Consider the following 25,930-nt stretch of genomic DNA (forward strand, 5'->3'; position numbering starts at 1 on the left):
TTTGAAGCTGGATTGAACTTTCAGGAGTTACTGACTTTTTGCAGGGGGAAAATCAAAAGTCACGGGCCTGTTTTCTTAATCCTATTGGGATTTGTTTTAGCTATATCACCGCTTAAAGCCCAACAGGCCACTGCAGACAGTACCCAATCCCGTATTGATTCCCTGAACATCCGACGATTGTCACCTTCATTTTTGCTTTGGCAAAACATGAGGACCAATCCGCTATACCCACAGCGGAACCCTTTTCTGCTTCCCAGATCGCCATTTATCCCTACCCCTCCTCTCAATCAGGAAGTGGAAGTCATCGTGGATTCCACCCTCCGGTACAATATTGTCGATCAACTGGACACTACTCGGTTTGGGAATGAGCAGGAATATGATTTTGAGCGATTCTCTGAGATTCAGCAGTACCGGGTAAGACAGGAATATTGGCGGTCTAGAGCCAGAGGCATGGACGGAGAAAGTGCCGTGGAAGGTAGGAGTCTGATACCGCCGCTCACCGTCAGCCCGAGTTTTGACCGGATTTTTGGCGGAAGTGAAATCAACATCACACCTACAGGGTACGTCAATCTGGATTTTGGAGCGATTTTTCGAAGGATAGACAATCCGACACTGCCTATCCGCCAGCAGCAGAACGGTGGATTCAATTTTCAGCAACAAATCCAAATGGCAGTCAATGGATCCTTAGGCGAAAAAATGAAAATCGCTGCGAATTTTGACTCCAACAATTCTTTTGACTTTCAGAATCAACTGAAGCTGGAATATGACGGATTTGATGAAGACATTCTTCAATCTGTAGAGATAGGCAATGTTTCCATGCCAATTCAAAACCGCCTGATCCAAGGAGCTCAGAATCTATTCGGAGTAAAAACCCAGATGCGTTTTGGGAAACTCAATGTCACTGCTGTGGCCTCTACCCAGCGAGGAAGACGGGATAATCTGGTGATCGATGCCAATGGTCAGGGACGCTCTTTTGATATCCAAGCCTCAAAATATGATGAAAACCGACATTTTTTTCTTGCCCATTTTTTTCGGGACAATTACGAACGATGGTTGAGAGGACTCCCTCAGGTACTCTCCGGGGTGAATGTAACCCGAATCGAAGTGTATGTCATGAACCGTGCTACCAATACGGAGACCTTACGGAATTTTGCTGCATTTATGGATTTGGGTGAAGGCCAGGTACTGCTAAATCCGTCCAATCCCGCAATAGGGTCAGGCACACCTGGAGCTCCTGCTGGCAACGGGGCTAATTTATTGTATTCCAATATTTCAAATAATGCTTCCTTCCGGCCATTTGATACCGGATCAAGAGCCATGGAGTCAGCTTTGGGACTTCGAAAAGGGGTAGATTTTGAGCAAATCAACGGTGCAAGAAAACTTGACCCCAATGAATTCTTTTTTAATCCCCAACTCGGCTATCTCTCTCTTTTTAGAAGGCTTCAAAATGATGAAGTGCTGGGGGTATCCTTTGAATACACCTACAATGGGCAAGTCTACAAAGTCGGAGAACTAACAGAAGATTACCAAACCAGACAAGAGGATGAACTGATTTTCCTTAAACTTCTCCGACCCGCAAGAATCAATCCCAGGGTCCCTACATGGGATTTGATGATGAAAAATGTCTACAGCTTAAACGCTAGCCAGATCGCTCGGGAAGGCTTTCAGCTTCAGATTATCTACAGGGATGACCGTACCGGTCTGGATAATCCCTCGCTTTTAGAAGGAGCAAATGTCAAAGATAAGCCATTAATCCGGTTGACTGGACTGGACAATCTCAATCCACAGAATGATCCTGCACCAGATGGAAACTTTGACTTTGTAGAGGGGCTTACGATGATTTCAGATCGGGGCTTGTTGATTTTCCCGGTTTTGGAGCCTTTTGGATCCAATCTTGAGAAAAACTTCCTCCCGGGTGAACTGGTACTCAAAGACAAATACGTCTACGATACCCTCTATCGCACCACGCAAGCTGATGCCGAATTGGTCACCAGATTAAACAAATACTTCATCAAAGGTAGACTGACGGCTGGTTCGGCGAGTGAAATCCAGCTGCCAGGGTTAAATATCGCTCCCGGTTCTGTAATCGTCCAGGCGGGTAATATTCCCTTGACTGAAGGGGTTGATTTCACGATTGATTACAACGTAGGACGACTGGTGATCATCAATGACGCCATTTTGCAATCCGGCAAACAAATCAACGTAAGTTTCGAAAAAGCCGATCTGGTTTCCTTCCAAACCCGAAGTCTCATCGGCACACGATTGGACTATTTGGCAAGCCAAAAGCTAAATATTGGGGGTACATTCATGTACCTCAACGAAAGACCCAATGTAACCCGAATTGCCACTGGCAATGAAACACTTCGAAACAGTCTCTGGGGCCTAGATGTCAATTTCAACGATGAATCCCGCTGGCTAACCAAATTGGCTGATGCATTACCTTTTACAGATACAAAAGAAAAATCCCTCGTTCAATTCAATGCCGAATTTGCCCACCTCATTCCAGGCACTTCGAATACAGTAGACGGGGATGCTGCATCTTATATCGACGATTTTGAGGCGGCAGTTACTCCATTTTATCTCGGAGCAGCTGCCAATCAAAACTGGAAACTGGCCTCTACGCCAAAAACCCAAACGAATCGCTTTGATCTCAGCAACCAAACCGAGGACAATCTGGGCAATACCTATCGCCGTGCAAAATTGGCTTGGTACAACATTGATAATATTTTCTATCGGGAAAGTGGACCAGGAGTTCCTACCAATCTGACTCCACAGGACAGACGAAATCATTATGTACGTCGCGTAATTCCACAGGAAATTTTCAAAAATCAGGACAGGGATGTCATTGTAGTCCCGCAACCTTTATTTGAAATGGCTTATTTCCCCAGTGAGCGTGGGATGTTCAATTACAACCCGAACCTGGACATCAATGGACTATTGCCTAATCCAAAACTAAATTATGGTGGAGTGACTCGGGCTATTACTACCGAAGTTGACTTTGACCGGACTAATATTGAATACATCGAATTCTGGCTGATGGATCCCTTTCTTCCTGGTGAAAACGGGAAAGTCCTAGACGGTATTTTCAACGAAAACAACACCACAGGCGGGAAGCTGTTCATCAATCTCGGGGATATCTCAGAAGATGTGATGAAAGATGGAAGTCATGCTTTTGAAAATGGTCTGCCCGCCGATGGAGATCCAAGCGAAACGGGCCAAAACGAATGGGGACGCATCACACGAGAACAGTTTTTGATCCCGGCTTTTGACAATTCAGAAAGCTCGAGAGTCAATCAGGATGTAGGATTGGATGGGCTAAAAAATGAGGATGAGCCTGCATTCTTCAGAAGCAGATTTCTCGATAGGATCAATGTATCGCAAGAGGCAAGAAATGCCATAGAACAGGACGTTTCTGCAGACGCGTTCCAGTACTATCTCAATGATAGATTTGATCAGGAGAACGTTAAAATTCTGGAGCGGTACAAGAAGTTTAATGGAATGGAGGGTAATACGCCTGTGTCAGCTGACCCGAGTCTTCCCTATACGGAATCTGGAGGAAACACGCCGGATAATGAGGATCTCAATACTGACAACACCATCAATGAACTGGAGAACTATTACGAGTACGAAATTGACCTGAGACCAGGACAATTAACTGTCGGTGAAAACTACATCGTAGACCAAGTCACCCACAATGAAGCCGGAGAAGAGGTCAACTGGTATCTTTTCCGTATTCCTGTTCGGCAGCCAGATCGGGTCGAAGGCGACATCGTGGGCTTCAAATCCATCCGCTGGATGCGGACCTACCTGACGGATTTTGAGCAGCCTGTGGTCTTGAGAATGGCGGAATTCAGAATGGTTGGCAGCCAGTGGCGGGTTTTTCAGGAATCGCTCTTCGAAAAAGGCTTTTTTGAAATCCCGGAACCAGACGTATCCAATGTGACCGTGGATGTCGTGAATATCGAGCAAAATGCTCAGGGAAGCGACAAATCAAGCCCATACGTCCTTCCTCCTGGAATCAATCGTGACCGGGATAATACCTCTACCGTGGAGAGACGGCTCAACGAACAGTCACTCCGCGTCTGTGTAGAAGATCTCGCTCCAAAAGATGCCCGGGCTGTATTTAAAAATCTCACCATCGATCTTGTACAATACGAGCGAATCAAGATGTTTTTTCATGCCAATAGTGACGATGCTCGGGATGGAGAGATCACAGCTTTCATCAGGCTGGGCACGGATTACACTGATAACTACTATGAAATCGAAGTTCCGCTATTGATTTCTCCTTTGGGGACAAATGACCCACGGGCAGTATGGCCATTGGAAAATGAGATTGATATCGCCATTCAAGAAATTGTCGGCGTAAAAGTAGATAGGGACAATGCCCAGGCACCACTAAATTTGCCATTTTCGCAGAATATCAGGCAATACAAAGTCACCGTAGTAGGTCGACCGGAATTGAGTTTAGTACAGGCGATGATGCTGGGTGCAAGAAATCCAGGTACAGGTATTGGCTCTTCCAAGTCTTTCTGCTTTTGGGCAAATGAACTCCGGGTGACAGGATTCACCAAAAACAATGGCTGGGCAGCCAACGCATTTCTCAATGCAAAAATTGCGGATGTTGCTGTAGTCTCGGCATCCGTAAGGCATAATTCTATAGGCTTTGGAGGATTGGAAACCAAGCTTTCCCAGCGGGCCAGACAAGCAGTCACCCAATACGATATCTCTACCAACGTAGAAATAAACAAACTCCTGCCTGAAGCGCTTGGCGTAAGTATTCCGATGTATTTTTCTATCGAAAATTCAAATTCTAGACCAGAGTATGACCCTCTCAATCCGGATGTTCCTTTTGAAGTGGCTTTGGGGAAATTCGAAACAGATGCACAACGGGAAGCCTATCGAGACATTGCACTTGATCAACTTAAGCGGCGAAATATCAGTTTCAACAACGTCCGAAAAATCAAACGAAATCAGGATTCGCCAAACCGGATCTATGACCTTTCCAATTTTGCATTTTCCTATGCTATGGGATCAGTCACCCAGACCAATGCTCAAATCCAAAGCTATAATTTCAAAACAAACCGGGGCAATGTGACCTACAGTTTTCAACCTAAGGAATGGAGAATTGAGCCGTTTAGAAATTCTGAAGGGCTAAATTCTCCTTTCTTAAAGCTGATCAAAGATTTCAACCTCAACCTTTCCCCAACTTCACTTTTGGCTCGGTTGGATGTGGATCGGAGATTCTTAAGATCACAATATCGAAATGACCAACTCAGCACCAGCGGTGTTGATCCACTTTTTCAGAAATCATTTTTCATGAATCGGTCCTTTGCGATCAATTGGGATCTTTCGCAGAGTCTTCGTGTGGATTTTCAATCCCGAGCCAGTGCTGTAGTAGATGAACCAGAAGGCGATTTGGACACGGAAGCCAAGCGGGATTCTGTAAAATACAATGCTTGGCGGTTTGGCAGAACAACCAATTACAATCATTCGGCAACCTTGAATTACAGCATTCCGCTGAATAAGCTACCAGCCACTGACTGGATCCAAACCGACTACCGCTATGTCACATCCTACACCTGGCAGACTGGCGCCATAGGTCAAAAAGATACACTTGGAAACGTCATTCAGAATACCAGAGACCAAAGTCTTACCGGAAAGCTTGACCTGCTGAAGCTCTACAATAAGAATAAGAAATTGGCTGCTTTGAACGCACCAAAACGCCCAAGTGTACCCGGTAGGAATACCGTAGCTGCGGAGGACACGATTGGGACACCATTTAGCAATAGACTTCTGAAGTTCCTGATGATGGCCAAAGAATTTACCTTCAATTATGGTGTGATCGAAGGCACATTTTTACCTGGCTACATGCCAAATACTGGACTATTGGGAATGGATCGGGCATGGGACAATCCAGGATGGGCATTCTTATTTGGAAGCCAAAATGCAAATATCCGATATGATCTAGCCGAAAATGGCCAAATCGCTCCGAGTACCGAATTAACCCAAACGTTTAAACAAAACCGGGCGATGAACCTGAGGTTAACCGGCCTTCTTGAGCCTTTTCAGGATTTCAGAGTGACACTAGAAGCAAGAAAGCGGGAAATCGGAGATTATCAGGAGATTTTCCGCAATTCTTTGGATAATCCTGGCGATTACCAAAGCATCAGCCCAAATCGACTCGGCTCTTATTCGATCACTACCATTATGATCGGAACGACATTTAAAAAAGATGACTCAGAAAATAATTCTCCTTTATTTACCGACTTTGAAAACTACCGCTCCAGGATCAAATCAAGACTAGATGGAGAATCCGGTGGAACTGGAGAATACGGAATAAATGGACAGGATGTCCTGATCCCGTCTTTCTTGGCAGCTTACCTCGGTAAAGATCCAAACGAGGTAAAGTTGAACCCTTTTCCAAAAACACCACTACCGAACTGGAGGCTAGATTATCGGGGATTGTCCCGACTGAAAGGATTGAGTGATAAATTCAGCAGCATCAATATTACTCACGCGTATTCATCCACCTATGACGTGAGCAATTTCTCCAACTCCCTTCAATACCAGCAGGGACTGGAATTATTCAACACGCTGCAGAATGTCCAACGCCCAGATATCACTAATGACGATGGACAGTTTATTCCAATATATGTCCTGAATCAAGTCGTACTTTCAGAACGATTTGCACCATTTATTGGAATAGATGTCTTGACTAAAGATAGATTGAATGTAGCTATCAATTACAATAGAGAAAGAAATCTGGGTTTGAACTTCTCCAACTCCCAGATAACGGAGCAAAAAAGCAGCGACTTTGGATTGACTTTAGCATATACCAAGGCCGGAGTAAAAGTGCCGTTCAACATTCAGGGAGGACAAAAAGTCCTTAAAAACGATCTCCAGCTGAGACTGGACACAAAAGTGGTAGATGTAAGGCAAGTACAGCGAAAAATTGAGGAAGGGAGTACGGTCACCAACGGGAATCTGAATATTCAAATCAGACCAACTATAGGATATGTCATCAATCAAAACTTGAATTTGACGATTTACTTTGAAAGGACGATTAATGAACCTCGAGTGACTACAGCATTTAGGAGAACCTCCACTGCCTTCGGTGGACAATTGCGATTTAATTTGTCACAATAGATTTCAATCTCGTCCGAATCCTTTTATTTTTGACAATCTAAAAAACTAATCATGAATTTTCCGCAAGAATTAAAGTACACCAAAGACCACGAGTGGGTAAAAATCGAAGGAGATATTGCTACCATTGGCATCACTGAATTTGCTCAGAAAGAACTTGGAGATATCGTATACGTAGAAGTAGAGACAGTAGGCGAAACGATCGAAGCTGGTGAGGTATTTGGATCTGTGGAAGCTGTGAAGACGGTTTCGGATCTTTTCATGCCTATCACAGGGGAAATTATCGAATTCAATGAAGAATTGGATTCTTCCCCAGAACTGGTCAACGATTCTCCATATGAGTCCGGCTGGATGATCAAAGTGAAAATATCTGATTCTTCGGCATTAGACCTGTTGGATTCAGCAGAATATGCTGAATTGGTTGGAGCTTAATTCATAAATTATTGAGAGTAGGACTGGCTATTTCTTGGATGATCGTATTGGCATTGGCCATGCTTAGTCCAGGCACCAAATTCCCGGATATCGATTTATTTAATTTCCAGGATAAAGTAGTCCACCTCATCTGTTTTTTCTTGCAAGGATATCTATGGAGTGGTGTAGGAGTAAAAAAGGGGGAAATTTCCCTCAAAAACACCACTATCTGGCGAAACTTTATCCTTTTTGGACTCGGATGTGGTATTGTATTTGAATTTCTTCAACAATATATTCCATATCGATCGTTTGATCTAGTAGATATGATTACCAATGCTCTGGGAGCATGTTTAGGATTAGTAGGATATTTAAAATGGCCGTTCATTAAATACATTTTGGATTAATCTCTAATAATTCTTACACTTGTTACTCAGATTTCAAAAGATTAACCTGTATAAACCAATTTCACCATGGAAGCAAAAAAGTCTCCTAGCGCTGATATCACCAAGAAGGTAGGTATGTTTACCAATCTTGGTCTAGCAGTAGCTGTAGGGCTTACTCTTGCTGCTTTCGAATACAAGTCATTTGATGACTCAGGCCTTAAGGACTTGGGTGGAGTGACTGACAACTTCGAAGAGTTGCTTGATGTGCCTATCACAGAACAGCCACCACCGCCACCGCCACCACCACCAATGGAGCAGCCTATCATTGAGGAGATTCCAGATGAAGTGGAAATCGAAGAAAAGATCGATGTAAACTTTGACGTGGATGTGAAAGAAACCACTGAAATCAAAGAAGTGGTAATTGCTGAAGCTCCAGTGGAAGAGAAAGCAGATCAGATTTTTGACGTAGTGGAAACTCAGCCAAATCCTCCTGGAGGTATGTCAGGCTGGAATCAGTACCTTTCCAAAAATCTGAAATACCCTACTCAAGCGAGAAGAATGGGTATCGAAGGTACCGTAATTGTAGTATTCGTAATCAACACTGACGGATCAATTCAAGATGTGGAAGTCCTCAGAGGTATCGGAGGAGGTTGTGACGAAGAAGCGGTAAAAGTAGTACAAGAAGCTCCTAAGTGGGAACCAGGTAAGCAAAGAGGCCGTCCGGTTCGTACTCGAATGAGACTTCCGATTCGATTCAAACTAAGCTAAAATATAAGACCCGATTAGTCGGGTCTTTTTTTTGCGTATTATTACTTTTTAAATAGTTAATAAATGTTATTGAAATAGTTTTTTTATTCTAATAGTTGTAATTTTTTATACACAATCAAAAACTACAACCATGGAACTAAAAAAGAACCCAGGATCGGACCTCCGTAGATGGTATGGTCCTATCTTCAATTTGGGACTGATTCTATCAGTCAGCACAGTTTTGGTGGCTTTCGAATGGAAAGCATATGAAGACAAACCACTTATAACTATCCCCGATGGTGATTCGAATTGGGATATTGATATCATTCCGATTACGATCCAGGAACCACCTCAAGCCCCTCCCCCGTTGATTGCTCCGGAAATCAAGGTAATAGATAACTCAGTCAAAATAGATGATATCGCCAATATCGATATTAACTATCCAGTGAATGATGAAATACCTGAAATCAAGCTCGAGTCGGCACCTGTTATTGAAAAGGCAGATGAGATCCTTGATTTCACTGAGGTACAGGCTGAATTCCAAGGTGGGATGGATGGATGGTATGCTTATTTGAAATCAAACCTATCCTATCCAAAACAGCCTCAACGATTAGGCATAGAGGGTACTGTATTTCTCAGATTTGTCATTAATACAGACGGAAGTATACAGGATGTACAAGTGGTACGTTCGGTAGATCCTTACCTCGACAAAGCTGCTGTAGAGGTGATCCAAAACTCTCCAAAATGGAAATCAGCTCGGCATCATGGCAAGCCTGTCCGCTCTAGAATGACAATCCCAATAAAATTTAAACTCAACTAAACCAACACCATAAAATCTAAAAAACCTGCATGGTGTCATGCAGGTTTTTTTTATTCCTTCGAGTTGAATTTGAATTAAATTGATAACCTAATCTTTCAAGATTATGGAAGCTGAAATAAAAAGCACCTTCAAATTCTTCAGACACTAATGCATTTTATTTAAACAGAACGTTCAAGGGTAGTTTATACCCTACTTCCATTATCCACCCATCTAAGCTTCCAGAGGTAACGTAGTTGACAGGTTCACCATTGATAGTTCCCGTGACATTCACTTTGCCAACTTCAGGACTGCCAAAATTTCTGGAGAAATTGAAGGTCAACATACTTGAATTGAAAATTGACACCTCAGCAAAAACTCCTGCATTAAAGAATACTTTCCCCTGAGAACTTTCATTTATCGGAGTGTAGGTTAAGCTATAGGTATTGCCTCCGACATTTCCAACGCCCCCTCTTACAGATTGTCCTAGACCTCTTGTCTGAAGTGTATAAAATGCTGCCAAGGAAGCACCAACTCTGATTCTTTTGTTTTCCCCTAGGTCAATATGATAGCGCAATCGTACCGGAATTGCACTCACATTAAAATTAGTGTTGGTTTGGATGGAAAACCCATTTGGCCTCGTGGTTCCTGTGTATGCATTGAATTTGCTGTAACCAGACTCCAAGCTAAACGAGCCCAAAGTATATCCAGCCAATAATTCATATCCACCTGAAATGTGCGAAAACTCTAAGTTTGGCTCCCGCTCGGATTTAGGTCTGAATCTTAAAAGTCCGTTAGCCATGACGTAAGGTCCATTTCCCCATGCCATTTCCCTTTTTTCTAATTTTTGTGCCTCTTTACCAAGTCTCTCTTCGAGCCGTTCCTCTTTGGTTCTCCCCTTGAAGTCTATGCCATACCCCACGAATAAGCCTGTATAAGTTCCCCTTCGCTGAACTGAGGCTTCCGAGATTCCCGCATAATTATTGATGCTGCTCGGATTAAGGGGGCTAAGTCCAAATTGGTGCCTCACCCCAACCATTAGGTAATTTTTCCTCTTCGTATAGAATTTCATTCCTGCCTCCAAAGCAACATTCCCAACTATCTTTGTCGCTTTTTCTGCATAAACAAATGCTACAGTATCTGCTCTTGGAAAATCCCAATAGTTATTGACTGTAAATCCCAAAGAGGGCTGAACAAAAAATCCATGCTTTCCGTTTTCCCAGCTTTTCCGAAGGCCAAGTCGATAATTGCCAAATGAGTCAACTCGCTTTACCTCTAAACGAGGTGACAAATCAGGATAGGCCAGGTAGTAATCAAATTTCAAGTTTGGCCTGATCATTTCTGATTGAAAGGATAATTGAAGGTCTTTACCGATTCCAAGTAGGAAGTTTAATCCAAGGTGGTAATCAATCCCAACATCCATATTTAGGGGGACTCCTTGGATAGTGGTAGGTTTTTGGTAGCTGTATTGTGGGCCACCATAGAATTCCATTTTGAAACGACTCTGGGCAAGACTGTTACCTCCTAAGCAGATAAAAAAAGCTAAGGTGGAAAGAAAGGGAATAGCATTTTTCATGAGTTCTATTTTGAAATACGTATGAGAAAAACTTAAATCAACAATTAATCTTCTGCAGCAAGATTAAACGTTTAATCAAAGATAATCTTATAGTAGATTTCAGAATAAATCCCCAACTAAAAACATGTTAAATGAAAAATTAAAAAACCTTAAACTTTGTGGCAGAAAACTAAAGCACATTGAGTGCTTGTTCTTTGATTTTTTCCAATTCATCTTTCATCAAAATGACATGCTTCTGAATTTCAGCATCGTTTGCCTTGGATCCGATCGTATTGATTTCTCTACCAATTTCCTGACTGATAAAGCCTAACTTCTTTCCTTGTGCATTTTCTTCCTTCAAGGATTTCAAAAAATAATCCAGGTGAGTTTCCAGTCTGACCAATTCCTCTGTGACATCCAGCTTTTCGAAATAATAAATCAACTCTTGCTCAAATCTGTTGGCATCGAATGAGTTTTCATCCATCCATTGGTCAAAATGATTTCGGATTCGCTGCTTGATTCGCTCCTTTCGGATGGGTTCTTCTTTCTTTACTTTTTCAAAAGCTGATCTGATGACCAGGATGTTTTCTTCCAGTTTGGAAAAAAGTGCAGCTCCTTCATCTATTCTAAATCCATCGCATTTTTTCAATGCCTCTTCCAATACCCGCTTGGTTTGCTCCCAATCCTCTCCTTCCTCACGCTCCATAGGTATGGAAGTAATCACATTTGGGGACTGCAAGGCAAGTTTGAAGAGGTCATTTGATTTTTCGCCGACGAGGTCTGCTAAGCTTTTAAACTTTTCGAAATAAGCCTTAAAAAGCTCTTGATTGATGGTTACCGGAAGATTTTGACTTCCCTTCGGCACAAATTCAATGGAAACATTCACTTTTCCCCGATCCAAAACAGACTGGACTAGGTTTCGTATTTCGTGTTCTTTATCAGAAAATTGTCTGGGGCTACGGATGGATAAATCCAAAAATTTTGAATTGAGCGATCGCACTTCGACCTGGATCATCATTTGCTCATTCTCAAGTCCGGCAACACCGAAGCCGGTCATCGATTTGATCATACTTTATAAGGAATTAGAAATTGTAGCCCAAAGTAAAGTAAAATTTCAGGTCTTCAGTCTCATAATTTCGAATTGGTCGAGCTACATCAAATTTTACATAATAATTCAACAAAACTGTACGAAGTCCCGCGCCATAACTTTGCAGCCATGGATTATTGAAGTTGTTGAGCACAATGACAAACGGTGAACCCTCTGTATTAATGACTTCGGTATTTTGATCATTTACACGCTCCCACGGCGCAAATTCATCCCACGCAGACCCGATGTCATAAAATCCGACTAGTTGAAAATTCCTGACGAAATTTGAAGTGATATTTCCTCGGGTCAAATAGGAGAATAGTGGGATACGCAATTCGGTTGTAAATGTAATCACGTTATTCCCCCTAATCTCATCGTAATCATATCCTCTCAAGTCGACAAAGTCAGCAAAGAGTATGTTGGAATTTTCGCTTCCGCCTGGATTACGGATTGGAGAGGGTTCCGGTCTATTGGACGGAGGATTATAGAATTCATTGAAAAGCCAATTGTCCATACCTCCAACGAGGTAATTTTGAGGATTATTTCCAGTAAATGATCCTACATAAAGCTTGGAAGCAAGAGTAATATTCTTGTGGATTTTCTGGTAATTTCTCAGATCGAGGTAAAAATTACTGAAGGATCTTTCACCCCGATTCAACCCCTGATAGTGCTGGAAGCCTATTTTTCCTTTGATTCCGGTGAAAGAATACAAGCCCATTGGCTCTGTCCGATCGTAAACAAACTCCACCTTTCCGCCAACATAATTCACATCAAACCTATTCTGCTCAGGCACCTGACCCATTGTCAAGGAGTCTGGATTTAAATTAAAATATTGAGTTTTTGCAACAAATGGAGCTGCGTATATGCGAGAATTGATATTCAATGGATACGAAACTCCAGCCTCTACTTGTGTCAATACATATTTCTGGAATGTAAGGTCGCTCTCTTCAACCCGTACGGTTTTTCTATCAAATCGTCCTCTGAAATCCAGCCTACTTTTGAGGTATTCGTATTCAAACCAGATATCTCCACCTGAGTTGAAATCAAGCGCTGTCATGATTCCTCCTGAAAACACGTGATTATCCAAAATATCCGTCATTTTGCCGTTCAGATTTATCCCAAACCCTCTTAAGGGATCGACCACAAACCGGGTGTTGATGTGGTTGGTAAAGAACTGGTCCTCCATTCTTCTTGGTCCCGAAACTCGCTTCTGAAGAGACTGCTTTCTAAATGCTTCCAAAAGATTGGTTCGGCTGGTCCCGCTATTTTCTCCTGCATCGGCAGGACTTTGAAGTTGAGGAATTGTATCAAAAGTGTAGTTCTCAGTATTAATCCCTTTTTTAGATTCAAATCTTAGTCGATCCAGACTGATAGAAGAGGTGTTATTTTTTGATACGGTATCTACGGCTATCGTTTGGTTTTCTATTTGAGGTTCTTGCTGGGTTGTCGAAGGCTTGGATAGATTTGTTTTTTGTTCCAGTAATCTTCTTGCCGCCAGTCGCTCATTCAGATCTTTAGCTTGGGCGAGCTGTATCCTAGGAGTGCTTGGCGTAAACTGATCTGCTCCGCTATATCCTTCGACATATAGATGAGATTCTTTACCACTTCGCAGGGCATAGGCGATTTTATTCATCCGACTGGTTACATCAAATACCTCAATGCTTTTGTCGAAGGCAGAAATCTGATTGGATACCTGATTGCCGATATTGAATCGCATGATATTGGTGATTCCACTCAGATCACTGAGAAATAGCAAGGTATTGCTATTGACTTTCCGAGGATGGGTATTCTTACTGTTGGCATTGGTCAACTTGGTAACAATAGTAGTATCCTTCAATACCTCCACCCGGAAGAGGTTGTACTGATTTGGCAACACATTGATGTCCGGAGTCGGAGTCAAGACTGAATCCGGCAAATCCACGTAATTGGATGAATAAACGATAACAGAATCATTAAGGAATACCGGAGTCAGGTCATCGAAAATATCATTGGTGAGCCTTTTACCTTGTCCTCTTGTATTCAATGTATAGATATCGGTCTTTCCATTTGAAATTGCGGATAAAACCATATTTTTTCCAGATTCATTGAAATCTATACTCAGAATCTGTGTGATGTTTCGTAGGAATATTTTGTCTTGATTGCTGCCGTCAATAGACCGAAGTCTCAAAGTCGTAAAACCTCTCTTGAATGAAGCTATGGCAAGATTTGCGGAGTCTCTCCACGCAATCAGTGGAGAATATAAATTGGGGCTAAGCTCGTCATAGCTAGCTCCTCCCTGAAAAATCGTCTGCTCCGATCCGGTGGACAAATCGCGCACGATTACTTTGTACTTTCCTGCGTTATTCACTACATATCCAAGTAATAGTCCATCAGGACTAAACTTGACATCGCTGATCGCGCCATCTACTCTAGAAGATGTTTTTGCGATTGCAGATTCTGGGGAAACATTCTTAAATGAGGCATAGACGGGCTCATTTACTTTTAGGTAGTAATTCTTCCAGTCTTCGAAAAAGACCTTTGCATTGACCCCAATGGTATTTGCTATACTATTCTCCTCATTTCTATTGATTCTGGACAGGTTCAAAATGCTGGAAACATACCTCCTCCCGTACTTTTCGGCGATGTAATTCCAAATAGACTGCCCTACGAGTCCTGCCTCAATTCCAGTTAGGTTCAGAATCTTCGGATTTTTATTTTCTTTCAAATATTGTCGGATGAAATCATCCATTTCTCTACTCCAACCTTTGGCAAGGTAAAGCGCCGCACCATCGATATACCATTCTGGAAAATCATTGATAAGATTAGCTTGGAAGGCATCTGCAACAGAAGCACCATATAGCATTTCCCTGATGATAACCTTAGACGTAGAGTAGATGATATCTTCCTTAAACTGATCCACGCTACCCTTGTGTGATACTTCTGCTATCAATCGGGTAAACTTTGTCTGACCGTCCTCTGTATATTTCTGGCTATTTAGATTTAGATTACTCTGCAGCCCTTCTTCGGGTGAATTATAAATGTAAATTCTAGGCTTGGTATAAGCCACATATCCGATCATTTGAGTCAGCTTATCAAACTCCGACTCTAGGTATTCAATGGCCATTTTAGCATTGGGTCCGCCACGATCGTAGTAGTAAACTTCAAAATTATTGGAGGAATAAAAATACCATTCGAGCTCCTTGTGCTGCACTCTGTTTTTCCCAAATCGTTCTTGGTCAAATTGTGCAAATGAAACGGATGATCCGCCTAAGAATAAGATGAAGATCAAAAGTCGAAAGACAAGGTATCGCATTCGGATCAGGATTGTTAGAGTTTAAATATACTTAAAATACCGAGCTATATTCACCTCAGCAGGTATAGGCACAGAATTTATCAAATAATGTGTCATCAATTTACTAAAGTACGGAACAAGTGAAACTCCCTTGGCTCCAAAACCATTGAATATGTAAACGCTATCTTCAACAGGATGTTTGCCAAGAAATGGCTTACGATCACGAGTTGCTGGGCGGATTCCGGTTTTATGGCTCAAGACAGATTCCACGGGTACTTTTACCACATCCAAAAGCTTTTCGAGTATCTCATTTTTGGCAGATTCTGTAGGGCCTGTCTCCAAATCGTGCCAAGAATAGGTAGATCCCACACGATAGATTCCCTGATCCAACTGGACTCGAAATACTCCTCGGTTTACAATAAAATCCGGGTCAAAGTCCTGAGCAACTTCAAGTACTTCTCCCTTCACCGGAGCAAAAGGCAAATTCTTAAAAAACTGGCTTTTCATTGCGCCTAGTCCATTGCAATAAATTAAGTTTTTAGCAAGAAAATCCTCATACTTCCAGCCTTCCTGAATCTTTTCAAGTTTATTTTCATCGAATAGACCAAACCTAAGTCGATCTCCAAAATATTCCGACATCCCGTCGAGGTATTCCTTGATATTCAACCAGCCTGACATCTTGAGCAAAACACCTCCAAAAGGATCTTTGAGTTCAGGATATTGGCTTTGGGAATAAATCTGATCGATAAACTGCGCAATGTTCGGATCACTGGAATGCCCCATCCACTCATTCTGCTCTTCAATGGATAGAAAGGGACGATAGATTTTTTTCTTGGTCAGAAACTCCCTTTTGGTAATTCGCTCTAACTCCTGATAAAAGGGTTCGATTTCAGGAAAAAGCACCTCTGCCATCCAGGATTTGACCATTTTTCGTCCGGTCACCGGATTGTAGAGCCCAGCAGCCACTCTGCTGCTTTTCGTGAGTTCCGGCTGATCAAAAATGACTATCCTTTGCCCAGATTGCTCCAACCTATAAGCCAAAGATGTGCCTGCAAGCCCCTGTCCGATGATTAAAAAATCAATTTCCATAATCCAAATTAAAGGCATAATTCCTTACTTTGCTGCCTTTCCAGCAAGTTTTCAAATGCTTCATATTAAAACCTTCACCTTCAATCCTTTTCAAGAAAACACATATTTGGTATATGATGACCAGGGTGAAGCGGTCCTGATTGACCCCGGCTGCCATACAGGCCAAGAACGAGCAGAACTAGAGGGATTTATCACTTCTCAAAACTTGAAGCTTCATCATTTGCTCAATACGCATTGCCATATTGATCATGTCTTAGGAAACGCCTGGGCGAAAAAGCGCTTTGGAATCCCACTCTTAATTCATAAAAATGAGCTTCCGGTATTGAAATCTGTGGAAGTCTATGCGCCAAACTATGGGTTCAGCGGATACGAATCTTCAGAGGCTGATGACTTTCTGGAAGAAGGGCAGGTTTTCACCATTGGTCTGGAATCGATGAAAATCATCTTTGTCCCAGGACACGCACCAGGACATCTTGTATTTTACCATGAGCAAAGTGGCCAATGCATAGCAGGAGATACGCTATTCAGAGGAAGTATTGGAAGAACTGATCTCCCAGGTGGGAACCATACCCTACTTTTGGCAAAGATCAAAAGTGAGCTTTTTTCCCTCCCTGATGAAACTATAATTTACCCTGGACATGGACCGGAAACGACCATCGGGTATGAAAAAATCTACAACCCATTTGTGGGCGAACGAGCCATTCAATGAAAATCAAAGCACAAATTCCCAATGTATTAACCCTTCTTAATCTGTTTTTTGGAGTAGTCGGTATAGTGTGGGTGCTAAATGGTGACGTGCGCTCAGGGGCCTATTTTGTACTGATCGCTGCAGGATTTGACTTTTTGGATGGATTTGTTGCGAGATTGTTAAAAGTCCAAAGCGATATAGGAAAGGAATTGGACTCGCTCGCTGACGTGGTTTCATTTGGCGTACTGCCTGGACTCATTCTTTTTATGCTGACAAAAGGTGTGGTAGATCCTTCGTCTTATGTCCCCTATTTGACTTTAATTATTCCGATGCTTTCGGCATACAGGTTGGCTAAATTCAACTTAGACGCCAGACAAAGTGATCGATTCATCGGTCTACCGACTCCTGCCAACGCTTTATTTATAAGCACTTTACCTTATTTGGCACTTGACTTTCCGATCTTGGGACAATGGATTTCAAATCCAATGGTTTTGGTCATTCTGGCTTGGATTTTTGCCATATTATTGATCTCCGAGCTACCACTTATCGCCTTCAAATTCAAAAGTCTGGATCTTTCTAAAAACATTTTTCGCTACCTCCTTATTATCATTGGGATAGGCATGTTTGCATGGCTTCAGCTCGCAGGCATCCCCTTGGTGATTTTGGCGTATATTGGACTATCAATAATCGAAAATGCAATCGGAAGTGAATGAGGAGAAAGTTGACGGTACCTTTCCTATGTCTTTTTTTGATGCTCCTGGCTGGGACTTCCGCTGCCCAGACCAATTTCTTTCAATTTAAAATTCTGGAATCAGGCATCTATCGAATCTCTTCCCAGCAAGCTGCCGGTTTGGGTTTTGAAGAACTCTCTCAAGTGGCAATTTTTGGTTTTCCGGGAATGCTTCCGCAAAAACTCGGTCCTGAGCAACTTGAACTACAGGAAATTCCCGCATTGGAAAAAGATGGAAATCTCTTTTTCTTCCTCAACGGTGCGAATGATGTGACTTTTTCTGAAGAAAGGCTTGTTTATTCTCACCATCTTTTCACAGACTCCCTAAGCTATATTCTTGGAGAAAAAGAGAATCCAAAACGGATAAATCTGACACTAGGAACAACAAAAGCAACAAATCCAGATCAAATCTGGTACGCATTTACTACCCATAAAGAAGAGATAACTAATATCCTTAACTCGGGCAGAACTTGGTATTCTTCACCCATCAGGCAAGGACAAAGTCTGAACATAAACTTAGGCTTAAGGTCTACATCTGACCAGCCCTGGATTTTGCAAGGAAGATTAATGGCTCAGTCCTTTTCTTCCTCCACGATGCGGGTTTTGACGGGTAATGATTTATTGACTGAGGTTGAATTTGCGCCAATCCCAAATTCCACCTATGGAATCAAGGGTAGAGAATCTGATTTTGTTTTGATGATCAAACCCGGAAACCAGGCAATTCCACAACTCCGTTTCACTTTCCAAGGCTCAGGGTCAGAATCAGCGGGATATTTAGACCATGTGGTTGTTGGTGTACCTATTGCAAACTCATCGCTGGCAGAAGGTATTTTCCACGCAAAACAATCCGCTTCTATTCCACTTTTTGCCCAGTTTGACACCTGGGAAGTAAGCGATTTCTATAATCCAATTGCCTACCAAAACACTGCAGGTGCTAGCGCTGATGGTAAAAAATGGGTGATTTTTTCTCAGGAAAAAGTCCCGGAAATTAAAGACCTCAGCATTGCCTCGATGGATTTGAGAAACTCCGCAGACTCACCTGAACTTTTGATCATCACTTCTCCGCTTCTGATTTCCTCGGCAAACAAGCTTAGAGATCACAAATTGAGCATGGGTTTGGATGTACAAGTGGCCACAACGACGGAGATTTATGAGAACTTCGGATACGGAAATCAAGACTTGACCGCTATCCGGAATTTCATCGCGCATACGTACCAAGTTGGTAAAAACCTGAAAAACGTCCTGATCCTTGGAAAGGGGACTTTTGATTACAAAACAAAACTCGGTGGACGTCCAAATCTTGTCCCTATCTACAGCAGCAGAGAGAGCCTAAATCCTCTGACCACATTCAGTTCAGATGACTTTTTTGGTCTCATTGACTGGGAACAAGGGGAATGGGAGGAATCACGAGAAGGGGACGAACCGATGCAGATCGGAATAGGAAGATTGCCTGCCATCAACTTTGCGGAAGCAAATGAAATGGTCGAAAAGATAATCCGCTATGAAACCAACCCCATCCGATCGCCTGAAGCCGCTACGATTACGTTTCTGGCGGATGATGCCGACAATAATATCCACGTGCGGGATGCGGAAGCTCACGCCAAATTCCTAACGGAAAATCATCCGGAATTTCAACTGAGTAAACTTTATCTGGATCGATTTGAGCAGGAAAAAACAGGGTCAATCCAGCGTTCTCCCCAAGCTAAAGCAGCTCTGGAAAAAACCATCGATGAGGGTACGCTCATTCTCAACTACATCGGTCATGGTAATGAAACAACGCTGACCGCTGAAGAAATATTCCAGGTAGCGGACATCACTGACTGGGCTCAGCAAGAAAACCCAGCGCTATGGGTTACTGCCACCTGCGAGTTTGGAAGACATGACAGTCCTTTCATTCGATCTGCTGCCGAAGAATTACTTTTTGCAGCGGAAAAAGGTGCTGTGGCCTTATTGACCACAGGAAGACCTGTCTTCAGCAGTGTGAATTTTGCTTTGAATGAAGCTTTTATCAACGAAGTCTTCAAAAAGAACGAAGGACAGTTCCAATCTTTGGGAGAAATCTTCAAAAACACTAAAAACCAAAGTCTAAACGGTTCACTCAATCGCAATTTCTCTCTTTTAGGTGACCCCAGCCTGAAGTTAGCTATCCCGGAGCTGGAAGTCAAAGTCACCTCAATCCAAGATGCGATTGAAGGATCCCAAGCAGATACTTTGAAAAGTTTGCAGGAGGTAGTTTTGAAGGCTGAAATTATCGATCCACTGACCCAGGCTTTTCAGCCGGGATTCAATGGAGATTTTCAACTAGAAATTCGCGACAAACCGGTAACTGAAAAAACATTGGGAGATGAAAGTACACCATTTGAGTTTGATGAAGAAAAGAACCTAATTTTCAAAGGACGGGGAAAAGTGGAGTCTGGAGTCTTGGAAGCTAGATTTTTTATTCCAAAAGAAATCAATCCGGAATTCGGTGCAGGCAGTCTACGGATTCGGGCGTGGGATACGCAAACTCAGCTTCAAGCTATGGGAAGTAGTAAGCCGATCCTAGGTGGTAAATTGGAATCCGAACCAAACGACCAAACTGGACCAGAAATCCTACCCAAATTGAATGGTCAAGCATCAGGACCCTTTGTATTTCCAACTCCAACTCTTGAAATTGAGGCCGCACTGTTTGACGAAAGCGGCATCAATATCTCCGGCTATGTCCCAGGGCAAGACCTCAGCATTCAGCTGAATGGCCAAAATCCTATCCTCTTGAACCAACGCTACAGTGCCAAAAACGGAAGCTTTCAGGAAGGAGAATTTAAGATTTCGCTGGAAGGATTTGTAGAAGGCAAAAACACCATTATCATCCGTGCTTGGGATAATGTAGGAAATGAAAGCACTCTGGAAATGGAAGTGGAAATCAGAGGAAGTAGGACCTTAAAAATTACCGAACATACCGTCTACCCAAATCCGGCCACTAGCGAAAGTAATTTTCTGATTCGCCACAATAGACCTGGAGAAAACCTTAATCTCAGTTTGGCGGTTTATTCTCTCACAGGCCAAATACTATTTTCAGAGTCTTTTCGTTTGCTTAGGGCTGAAGAGATTATCGATGATTTGTCTTGGATATTTTTGCAAAGTCAGTCAAAATATCCAGCAAAAGGAACTTATATTTACAAATTAGACATATATTCAGAATCGGACCTTACATCAGATTCGGTGAGTGGAAAAATAGTAATTCAATGAAAAAAAAGGACATGAGAAGCTGGAAAGGCCTATTTTTAATTGTCTTCGCTTTGAGCGGTTCTTCCACTTTTGCGCAAAACAGTGTCATCATCTCAGGCCAGGATCCCAACAGAAGGGTCATCACTACGGCAGTTCCATTCCTGAATTTTGCACCGGATTCCAGACATTCGGGAATGGGCGATGTCGGAGTAGCTACTACGCCAGACGCGAATTCAGCGCACTGGAATGCCGGTAAGCTGGCTTTTATCAAAGAGGATTTAGGCTTCTCCTTATCCTATTCTCCCTGGCTAGGCAAATTGGTCAATGACATGTCGCTAAGCTACCTGACAGGATTCAAAAAGATCGACGAGAATTCAGCATTCGCTTTCGATTTGCGCTATTTCAACATGGGTGATATTCAACTCACCGATGGCTTTGGCAATCCGCTTGGAGAATTTAATCCCCGAGACATCGCCATCGGAGGAACATACTCAAGAAAACTCTCCCAAAATTTAGGATTGGGAATCTCGGCAAGATTTATCCATTCAAACCTATCCGGAAATATCTCCTCTGCAGGAGGCTCGGAAGCCAGAGCTGGCATTAGTGTGGGTACTGACATTGGACTGTATTATCGAAAACCAATTTTCGTAGGGGCTAAAGACGGCACTTGGTCTTGGGGCATGGCGATCACCAACATTGGCCCAAAAATCACCTACAACAGTGCGGAGGACTTGGATTATATCCCCACAAATTTCCGGATCGGAACTGCATACGCGATCAACTTTGACCCTCTCAACTCATTGACTTTCGCACTTGATTTTAATAAGTTGATGGTACCTACACCTCCCATTTATAAGACCAATGAGGATGGATCCCTTGCAACGGATGAAAACGGAAATCTAATTATTGAACCCGGAAATGGTAAAGACCCAAATAGAGCCCTGATTTCTGGCATGTTTGGCTCTTTCGCTGACGCCCCGGATGGATTTTCTGAGGAAATGAGTGAGTTTACTATTTCCTTTGGCGTTGAATATCAATATGCGGAGAAGTTCGCCTTGAGGACCGGTTACTTTTATGAAAATCCTGAAAAAGGCGGTAGACGCTATTTCACTATGGGTTTGGGATTTGATATCAAAAAGATCGGATTTGATTTTTCATACCTCGTTCCACAAGTACAAAATCACCCCTTGGCAGAAACCCTCCGGTTTTCACTGCTTTACACGATTACTAACAATTAATGCTTCTAGATCGGTCAAAAGCGCCTGAATTTATCATTCCGGAGGATTTTGAATTAGCCAGGCCGCAACGGTTTGAATTGAGCGAGGGGCGAAGTCTTTTTTTTATTCCGACACCTGGCCTGAATGCCGTTAAGTTGGAAGTTTTGGGAAAAGGTCAAAGACATGATCTCCCGCTGCCAAAAACGCTAGTTCCTTCTTTTACCCTCCAGTTGCTAGCTGAGGGGACGCAGATGCTTTCTGAAAGTCAACTATCCGAGTTCTTTGATTTTCACGCCACGGAGATTCGTCCCAACCTCACCTATTCTCATGAAGGAATGAGTCTGGTGACTACCAAAAAACATCTATTCGAGGTTTTACCTGTGTTTTGTTCGCTTTTTGATCAGGCTGTTTTCCCAGAAGAAAGTCTTCAAAAAAAGAAATCGCAACGAAAATTGGGACTCCAGATGGAGCGTGAAAAATCCGCTTCAAGAGCAAGTCAATTGTTCCGAAAAGCGCTATTTGGGGAGCAGCACCCCTATGGTCAGGAGATTACTGAAGAGCATGTCGATATCATCAGCCGGCAGGATCTCATATACTACTATGAAACCAATCTCCTCCATGATACTGAGTTCTTTCTATGTGGGGATTTGAATGAAGAATCGATACACCAGCTCATTGTTCTCTTGGAAAATATCCCATCGCGGAAATCAAACCAAGCGTCTCCTTCAGCCTTGATTCAAATGACTCCCAGCATCCTGGAGGACAGGCCACAGGCATTCCAGAGTAGCATCAGATTGGGTGGATGGTCCATTCCAAAAAATCACCCTGACTTTCAGGCCTTATCTGTTTTCAACACGATCCTTGGAGGATACTTTGGGTCCAGACTCATAAAAAATATCCGAGAAGACAAGGGGCATACTTATGGGATCAGTTCCAGCTTGGCTGAAATCGGTGACAAGTACTATTGGGTAATAGGCGCAGATGTTCAGAAAGCCCACCGGGAGGAAGTTATCTCCGAGATTTACAAGGAAATCCATTTGCTAGCCACCCATCCCCTTTCGGAGGAAGAAATGGAAGTGGTCAGAAATTACCTGATTGGCCAAATGTTGGGGAGATTTAGTTCTTCTTTTGATTTGATTGACCGATTCAGGGCAGTACATCACTCGGGCTTGGATTTTGATTTCTACAGAAAAAAACTCGATTACCTCCGGAAATTTACAGCTGAGGAAATCCTGGATATCGGTAAAAAATACTTTTCCAAACCACCATTTGTCGAAGTGGTCGTTGGCTGATCAAGTCAGCTGGAGGTAAAGCCACGAAATATCCCATGACTTAGTAGCCCAGATTTTATAAAACCAAAATCTGATTCCTTTCATACCCAAGTTCTCCCCAATACCCACCAGTTCTCGCGCAGGTTCGAAATTTGCAGACCAGAGCGCATGCTTCAATTCGTAAAGCACCCTCTTTTTCAATGCCTTGTTTTCTTCAGGGTAAATGTTCATTCCCTGAATTTTTGAACAGACCTTGACCGTGCTGGGAAGCATCTTGGAGTGGTAAATTTGGTATTGTCGCGAGGACATAGATTTGGCATGCTTTCGCTTGAGTACACCGATATGATCTGAAAAGACAACCGGGTGATTTCTTGCCAATCTAATTTGAATATCGAAATCCTCGTAGAAGAGCGATTCATCATATCCACCTTCCTTTCGCAAAATTGCTGTATTAAAAACCACCGTCGGAGAGCAGATCAAATTTTTATGTATCAAGGTTTCATAGAGATTGCTTAATTCTATCTCCTCAATCAGGTCTCCCCCATTATCTCGCTTGTAGAAGGTTTTTACCTCTCCCCGCTGATCTAAAATATAGGCATCCGAAAAAACGAATGCGGCATACGGTGCCATTCTTAATTCTAAAATGGAAGCGTACAGATGGTCTGGATACAGCACATCATCTCCAGATAAATCCACCAAATAGTGACTGTCTACATTAGCCAGAACTTGATTAAAAAGCCGGCAATAGGGTTGCATTTCAGTATGATAAATGGTCTCCACCGAGAGTAATCCCGAGGACTTTTCTACCCAATTTTTAATTTTTTCTGCTGTACCGTCAGTACTGCCATTATCGACGATGATGAGCTTTTTGGCATAATAATCCTGCGCTTTGACACTTTCAAGTGTCTCTTCTATCCACGCCTCGTGGTTGTATGCAATGCATATTACGGTGACCAAGTCTGAGGTATCCATCACTTAAGCTTCAAAGTCCAATTGACTTTATTGCTAATATCGTTGGAAAAACGGGATTTAAAGAATATCAAGCTATGATTAGCACCCGTGTCAGAATCTGACGATCCCAAATCGATAAAATTGAGTTTTTGATCCGCTGCCAAATTAAAAAGTTGAAATAGACACATTTCGCCAAGATTTTTAATTGGGGATTTTGGCTTGGTGGCAGCAAGATAATAATACATTCCATCAGGGACCAATTTCACCCCGAGTGTATGAGCCTGTGCCTTTCCATCCTTAAGAATACTAATCAGAAAATACCGCTCCGGAAATTCAGAGACCTGAGAAATCAATCTTGATTCATCAAAAAGGATGTCATATCCTCGGGATTGATTCCAGATTTTGATCTCCTGAAGGAATCCGAAATTTTGGATTGGTCCACTTTGAATTTTCAAACCCAGATCTTTGGTTTTGGTCAAGTACTTGGTGTTTTCTCTTTGAACCAGCTTTTTGATTTTCTTTTTACCCATAAAAAACTGATGGCTTACCATGGATTCCTGTTGGAAACCTGCTTTGAAAAGCAGGTAATTGATCAAATCCAAGTTTTGCTCATACGGTCTGGGAGGTTGGATAATTTTTACAAAAGGAATTCCCCGATGGGAAAGATCTTCCAAAACAGCCCGAATAAAACCTTCCAAAGCTGAAGAAGAAAGGCTATCCTCAATCCAAATGCCCCCAAATGGCGACTGAGGTAAAGATACAGCTTCAGTACCTTTTGCGATGGCAAAAGTTATCGAAGCCTTGGTTTTCTCTTTTTTCACCCATCGGAAATCCAGCTGCTCTGTAAATCCTACCGTTGTGCAATTCCTTAGAAAATAGGGGCTTTTTTCTCCAAAAGAAGAAACCACAATCAAATCGTAGGCTTCTGCAGTTTCTTTAGAGTGCGCTTCCAAAATATTTTTTATCTCTGATGAAATCTTCCTCGGAATAAGGCAAATCGCCTAAACCTAACAGAACTGCGTCTCCTGAAAAATATATTTCCAACCAATTCAATGGCGGGACATACAGCCCAATTCCAGACTGCGTCAGATGAAAGCTTAGGGTTTGACCGTCTTTGCCCCACACGTTGACATCAAGCTCACCTGCGACCGCTATCAACACTTGGGATTCTTGCCAGTGGGCGTGATTGCCTCTGGATTCTCCCTCTTTCACCCCAGTGATCCAAAAACAACGCTGGATTCCCTGAGGAAAAAGGGAGGCATTTTCCCAAAAGTGTACCGATCCACTGGAATTGGACTGACCAGGAATCTCAATTAATCTTGGCTTTTGATAGGCGAGACTTTTGTTGTTGATATCCGTATTTGGCATAGCTAAAAATAAGACA

Annotated in this window: 17 protein-coding genes; 10 read left to right on the plus strand and 7 right to left on the minus strand. The window is 42.6% G+C overall.

Annotation, left to right across the window (positions count from 1 at the left end):
* Positions 1-12: 12 nt before the first annotated feature.
* From sov to DK188_RS09175, 5 genes are all read left to right on the plus strand, one after another.
* Entirely contained in the window at positions 13-7,146 is a 7,134-nt protein-coding gene (gene sov, locus DK188_RS09155; RefSeq protein WP_449353839.1) for a T9SS outer membrane translocon Sov/SprA, read from the plus strand.
* A 51-nt stretch (positions 7,147-7,197) separates the two neighbouring features.
* Positions 7,198-7,575 carry a glycine cleavage system protein GcvH gene (gene gcvH / locus DK188_RS09160; protein ID WP_111670507.1) on the plus strand — a complete coding sequence of 126 codons (378 nt, stop codon included), beginning with the start codon at positions 7,198-7,200 and terminating at the stop codon, positions 7,573-7,575.
* Between the two features lie 11 nt (positions 7,576-7,586).
* Positions 7,587-7,958 (plus strand): VanZ family protein, encoded by a 372-nt coding sequence (locus DK188_RS09165; RefSeq protein ID WP_157963202.1) that lies wholly within the window; start codon positions 7,587-7,589, stop codon positions 7,956-7,958.
* A 66-nt stretch (positions 7,959-8,024) separates the two neighbouring features.
* Positions 8,025-8,705 carry an energy transducer TonB gene (locus DK188_RS09170; RefSeq protein WP_111670509.1) on the plus strand — a complete coding sequence of 227 codons (681 nt, stop codon included), beginning with the start codon at positions 8,025-8,027 and terminating at the stop codon, positions 8,703-8,705.
* A gap of 130 nt (positions 8,706-8,835) precedes the next feature.
* The gene (locus DK188_RS09175) at positions 8,836-9,504 is read left to right on the plus strand and encodes an energy transducer TonB (protein ID WP_111670510.1); all 669 of its coding nucleotides are present in this window, start codon (positions 8,836-8,838) and stop codon (positions 9,502-9,504) included.
* Positions 9,505-9,658: 154 nt separating this feature from the next.
* Here the strand turns inward: DK188_RS09175 and DK188_RS09180 are convergent, their stop codons facing one another.
* From DK188_RS09180 to DK188_RS09195, 4 genes are all read right to left on the minus strand, one after another.
* Positions 9,659-11,056 (minus strand): hypothetical protein, encoded by a 1,398-nt coding sequence (locus DK188_RS09180; RefSeq protein WP_111670511.1) that lies wholly within the window; start codon positions 11,054-11,056, stop codon positions 9,659-9,661.
* Between the two features lie 169 nt (positions 11,057-11,225).
* Complete coding sequence (locus tag DK188_RS09185) at positions 11,226-12,104, minus strand: YicC/YloC family endoribonuclease (RefSeq protein ID WP_111670512.1); 879 nt, start codon at positions 12,102-12,104, stop codon at positions 11,226-11,228.
* A 13-nt stretch (positions 12,105-12,117) separates the two neighbouring features.
* Positions 12,118-15,414 carry a biopolymer transporter Tol gene (locus DK188_RS09190; RefSeq protein ID WP_111670513.1) on the minus strand — a complete coding sequence of 1,099 codons (3,297 nt, stop codon included), beginning with the start codon at positions 15,412-15,414 and terminating at the stop codon, positions 12,118-12,120.
* A 21-nt stretch (positions 15,415-15,435) separates the two neighbouring features.
* Positions 15,436-16,500, minus strand: coding sequence for an NAD(P)/FAD-dependent oxidoreductase (locus DK188_RS09195; protein ID WP_232825701.1), 1,065 nt, complete (start codon positions 16,498-16,500; stop codon positions 15,436-15,438).
* Between the two features lie 37 nt (positions 16,501-16,537).
* On the opposite strand from DK188_RS09195, the gene DK188_RS09200 reads away from it, so the two are divergent.
* From DK188_RS09200 to DK188_RS09220, 5 genes are read left to right on the plus strand one after another with little or no spacing between them, the layout of a single operon-like run.
* A complete protein-coding gene (locus tag DK188_RS09200; RefSeq protein WP_111670627.1) occupies positions 16,538-17,191 on the plus strand; it encodes an MBL fold metallo-hydrolase in 654 nt (217 codons plus the stop codon).
* Positions 17,188-17,883 (plus strand): CDP-diacylglycerol--serine O-phosphatidyltransferase, encoded by a 696-nt coding sequence (pssA, locus tag DK188_RS09205; RefSeq protein ID WP_111670515.1) that lies wholly within the window; start codon positions 17,188-17,190, stop codon positions 17,881-17,883. The genes DK188_RS09200 and pssA overlap by 4 nt, the downstream gene beginning before the upstream one ends.
* Positions 17,880-21,128: a type IX secretion system sortase PorU gene (gene porU / locus DK188_RS09210; protein ID WP_111670516.1), complete on the plus strand. Its 3,249-nt coding sequence runs from the start codon at positions 17,880-17,882 to the stop codon at positions 21,126-21,128. Before pssA ends, porU begins: the two co-directional genes overlap by 4 nt.
* 11 nt (positions 21,129-21,139) lie before the next feature.
* Positions 21,140-22,345 carry a type IX secretion system outer membrane channel protein PorV gene (porV, locus tag DK188_RS09215; RefSeq protein WP_111670628.1) on the plus strand — a complete coding sequence of 402 codons (1,206 nt, stop codon included), beginning with the start codon at positions 21,140-21,142 and terminating at the stop codon, positions 22,343-22,345.
* A complete protein-coding gene (locus tag DK188_RS09220) occupies positions 22,345-23,616 on the plus strand; it encodes a M16 family metallopeptidase (RefSeq protein ID WP_111670517.1) in 1,272 nt (423 codons plus the stop codon). Before porV ends, DK188_RS09220 begins: the two co-directional genes overlap by 1 nt.
* Here DK188_RS09220 and DK188_RS09225 read toward each other — a convergent pair whose 3' ends face one another.
* From DK188_RS09225 to DK188_RS09235, 3 genes are read right to left on the minus strand one after another with little or no spacing between them, the layout of a single operon-like run.
* Complete coding sequence (locus tag DK188_RS09225; RefSeq protein WP_111670518.1) at positions 23,617-24,567, minus strand: glycosyltransferase; 951 nt, start codon at positions 24,565-24,567, stop codon at positions 23,617-23,619.
* Positions 24,567-25,499, minus strand: coding sequence for a hypothetical protein (locus tag DK188_RS09230; protein WP_111670519.1), 933 nt, complete (start codon positions 25,497-25,499; stop codon positions 24,567-24,569). Before DK188_RS09230 ends, DK188_RS09225 begins: the two co-directional genes overlap by 1 nt.
* The gene (locus tag DK188_RS09235) at positions 25,483-25,914 is read right to left on the minus strand and encodes a sugar 3,4-ketoisomerase (protein WP_111670520.1); all 432 of its coding nucleotides are present in this window, start codon (positions 25,912-25,914) and stop codon (positions 25,483-25,485) included. Before DK188_RS09235 ends, DK188_RS09230 begins: the two co-directional genes overlap by 17 nt.
* Between the last annotated feature and the right edge of the window lie 16 nt (positions 25,915-25,930).

Source organism: Algoriphagus litoralis (assembly GCF_003259255.1).
In the GTDB taxonomy this organism is placed as follows: domain Bacteria; phylum Bacteroidota; class Bacteroidia; order Cytophagales; family Cyclobacteriaceae; genus Algoriphagus; species Algoriphagus litoralis.

Bases quoted from the DNA above. Each gene is read 5' to 3' on its own strand.
- gcvH (WP_111670507.1), top strand. From the start codon at position 7,198: ATGAATTTTCCGCAAGAATTAAAGTACACCAAAGACCACGAGTGGGTA.
- DK188_RS09170 (WP_111670509.1), top strand. From the start codon at position 8,025: ATGGAAGCAAAAAAGTCTCCTAGCGCTGATATCACCAAGAAGGTAGGT.
- DK188_RS09175 (WP_111670510.1), top strand. From the start codon at position 8,836: ATGGAACTAAAAAAGAACCCAGGATCGGACCTCCGTAGATGGTATGGT.
- DK188_RS09180 (WP_111670511.1), bottom strand. From the start codon at position 11,056: ATGAAAAATGCTATTCCCTTTCTTTCCACCTTAGCTTTTTTTATCTGC.
- DK188_RS09185 (WP_111670512.1), bottom strand. From the start codon at position 12,104: ATGATCAAATCGATGACCGGCTTCGGTGTTGCCGGACTTGAGAATGAG.
- DK188_RS09190 (WP_111670513.1), bottom strand. From the start codon at position 15,414: ATGCGATACCTTGTCTTTCGACTTTTGATCTTCATCTTATTCTTAGGC.
- DK188_RS09195 (WP_232825701.1), bottom strand. From the start codon at position 16,500: ATGCCTTTAATTTGGATTATGGAAATTGATTTTTTAATCATCGGACAG.
- DK188_RS09200 (WP_111670627.1), top strand. From the start codon at position 16,538: ATGCTTCATATTAAAACCTTCACCTTCAATCCTTTTCAAGAAAACACA.
- pssA (WP_111670515.1), top strand. From the start codon at position 17,188: ATGAAAATCAAAGCACAAATTCCCAATGTATTAACCCTTCTTAATCTG.
- porU (WP_111670516.1), top strand. From the start codon at position 17,880: ATGAGGAGAAAGTTGACGGTACCTTTCCTATGTCTTTTTTTGATGCTC.
- porV (WP_111670628.1), top strand. From the start codon at position 21,140: ATGAGAAGCTGGAAAGGCCTATTTTTAATTGTCTTCGCTTTGAGCGGT.
- DK188_RS09220 (WP_111670517.1), top strand. From the start codon at position 22,345: ATGCTTCTAGATCGGTCAAAAGCGCCTGAATTTATCATTCCGGAGGAT.
- DK188_RS09225 (WP_111670518.1), bottom strand. From the start codon at position 24,567: ATGGATACCTCAGACTTGGTCACCGTAATATGCATTGCATACAACCAC.
- DK188_RS09235 (WP_111670520.1), bottom strand. From the start codon at position 25,914: ATGCCAAATACGGATATCAACAACAAAAGTCTCGCCTATCAAAAGCCA.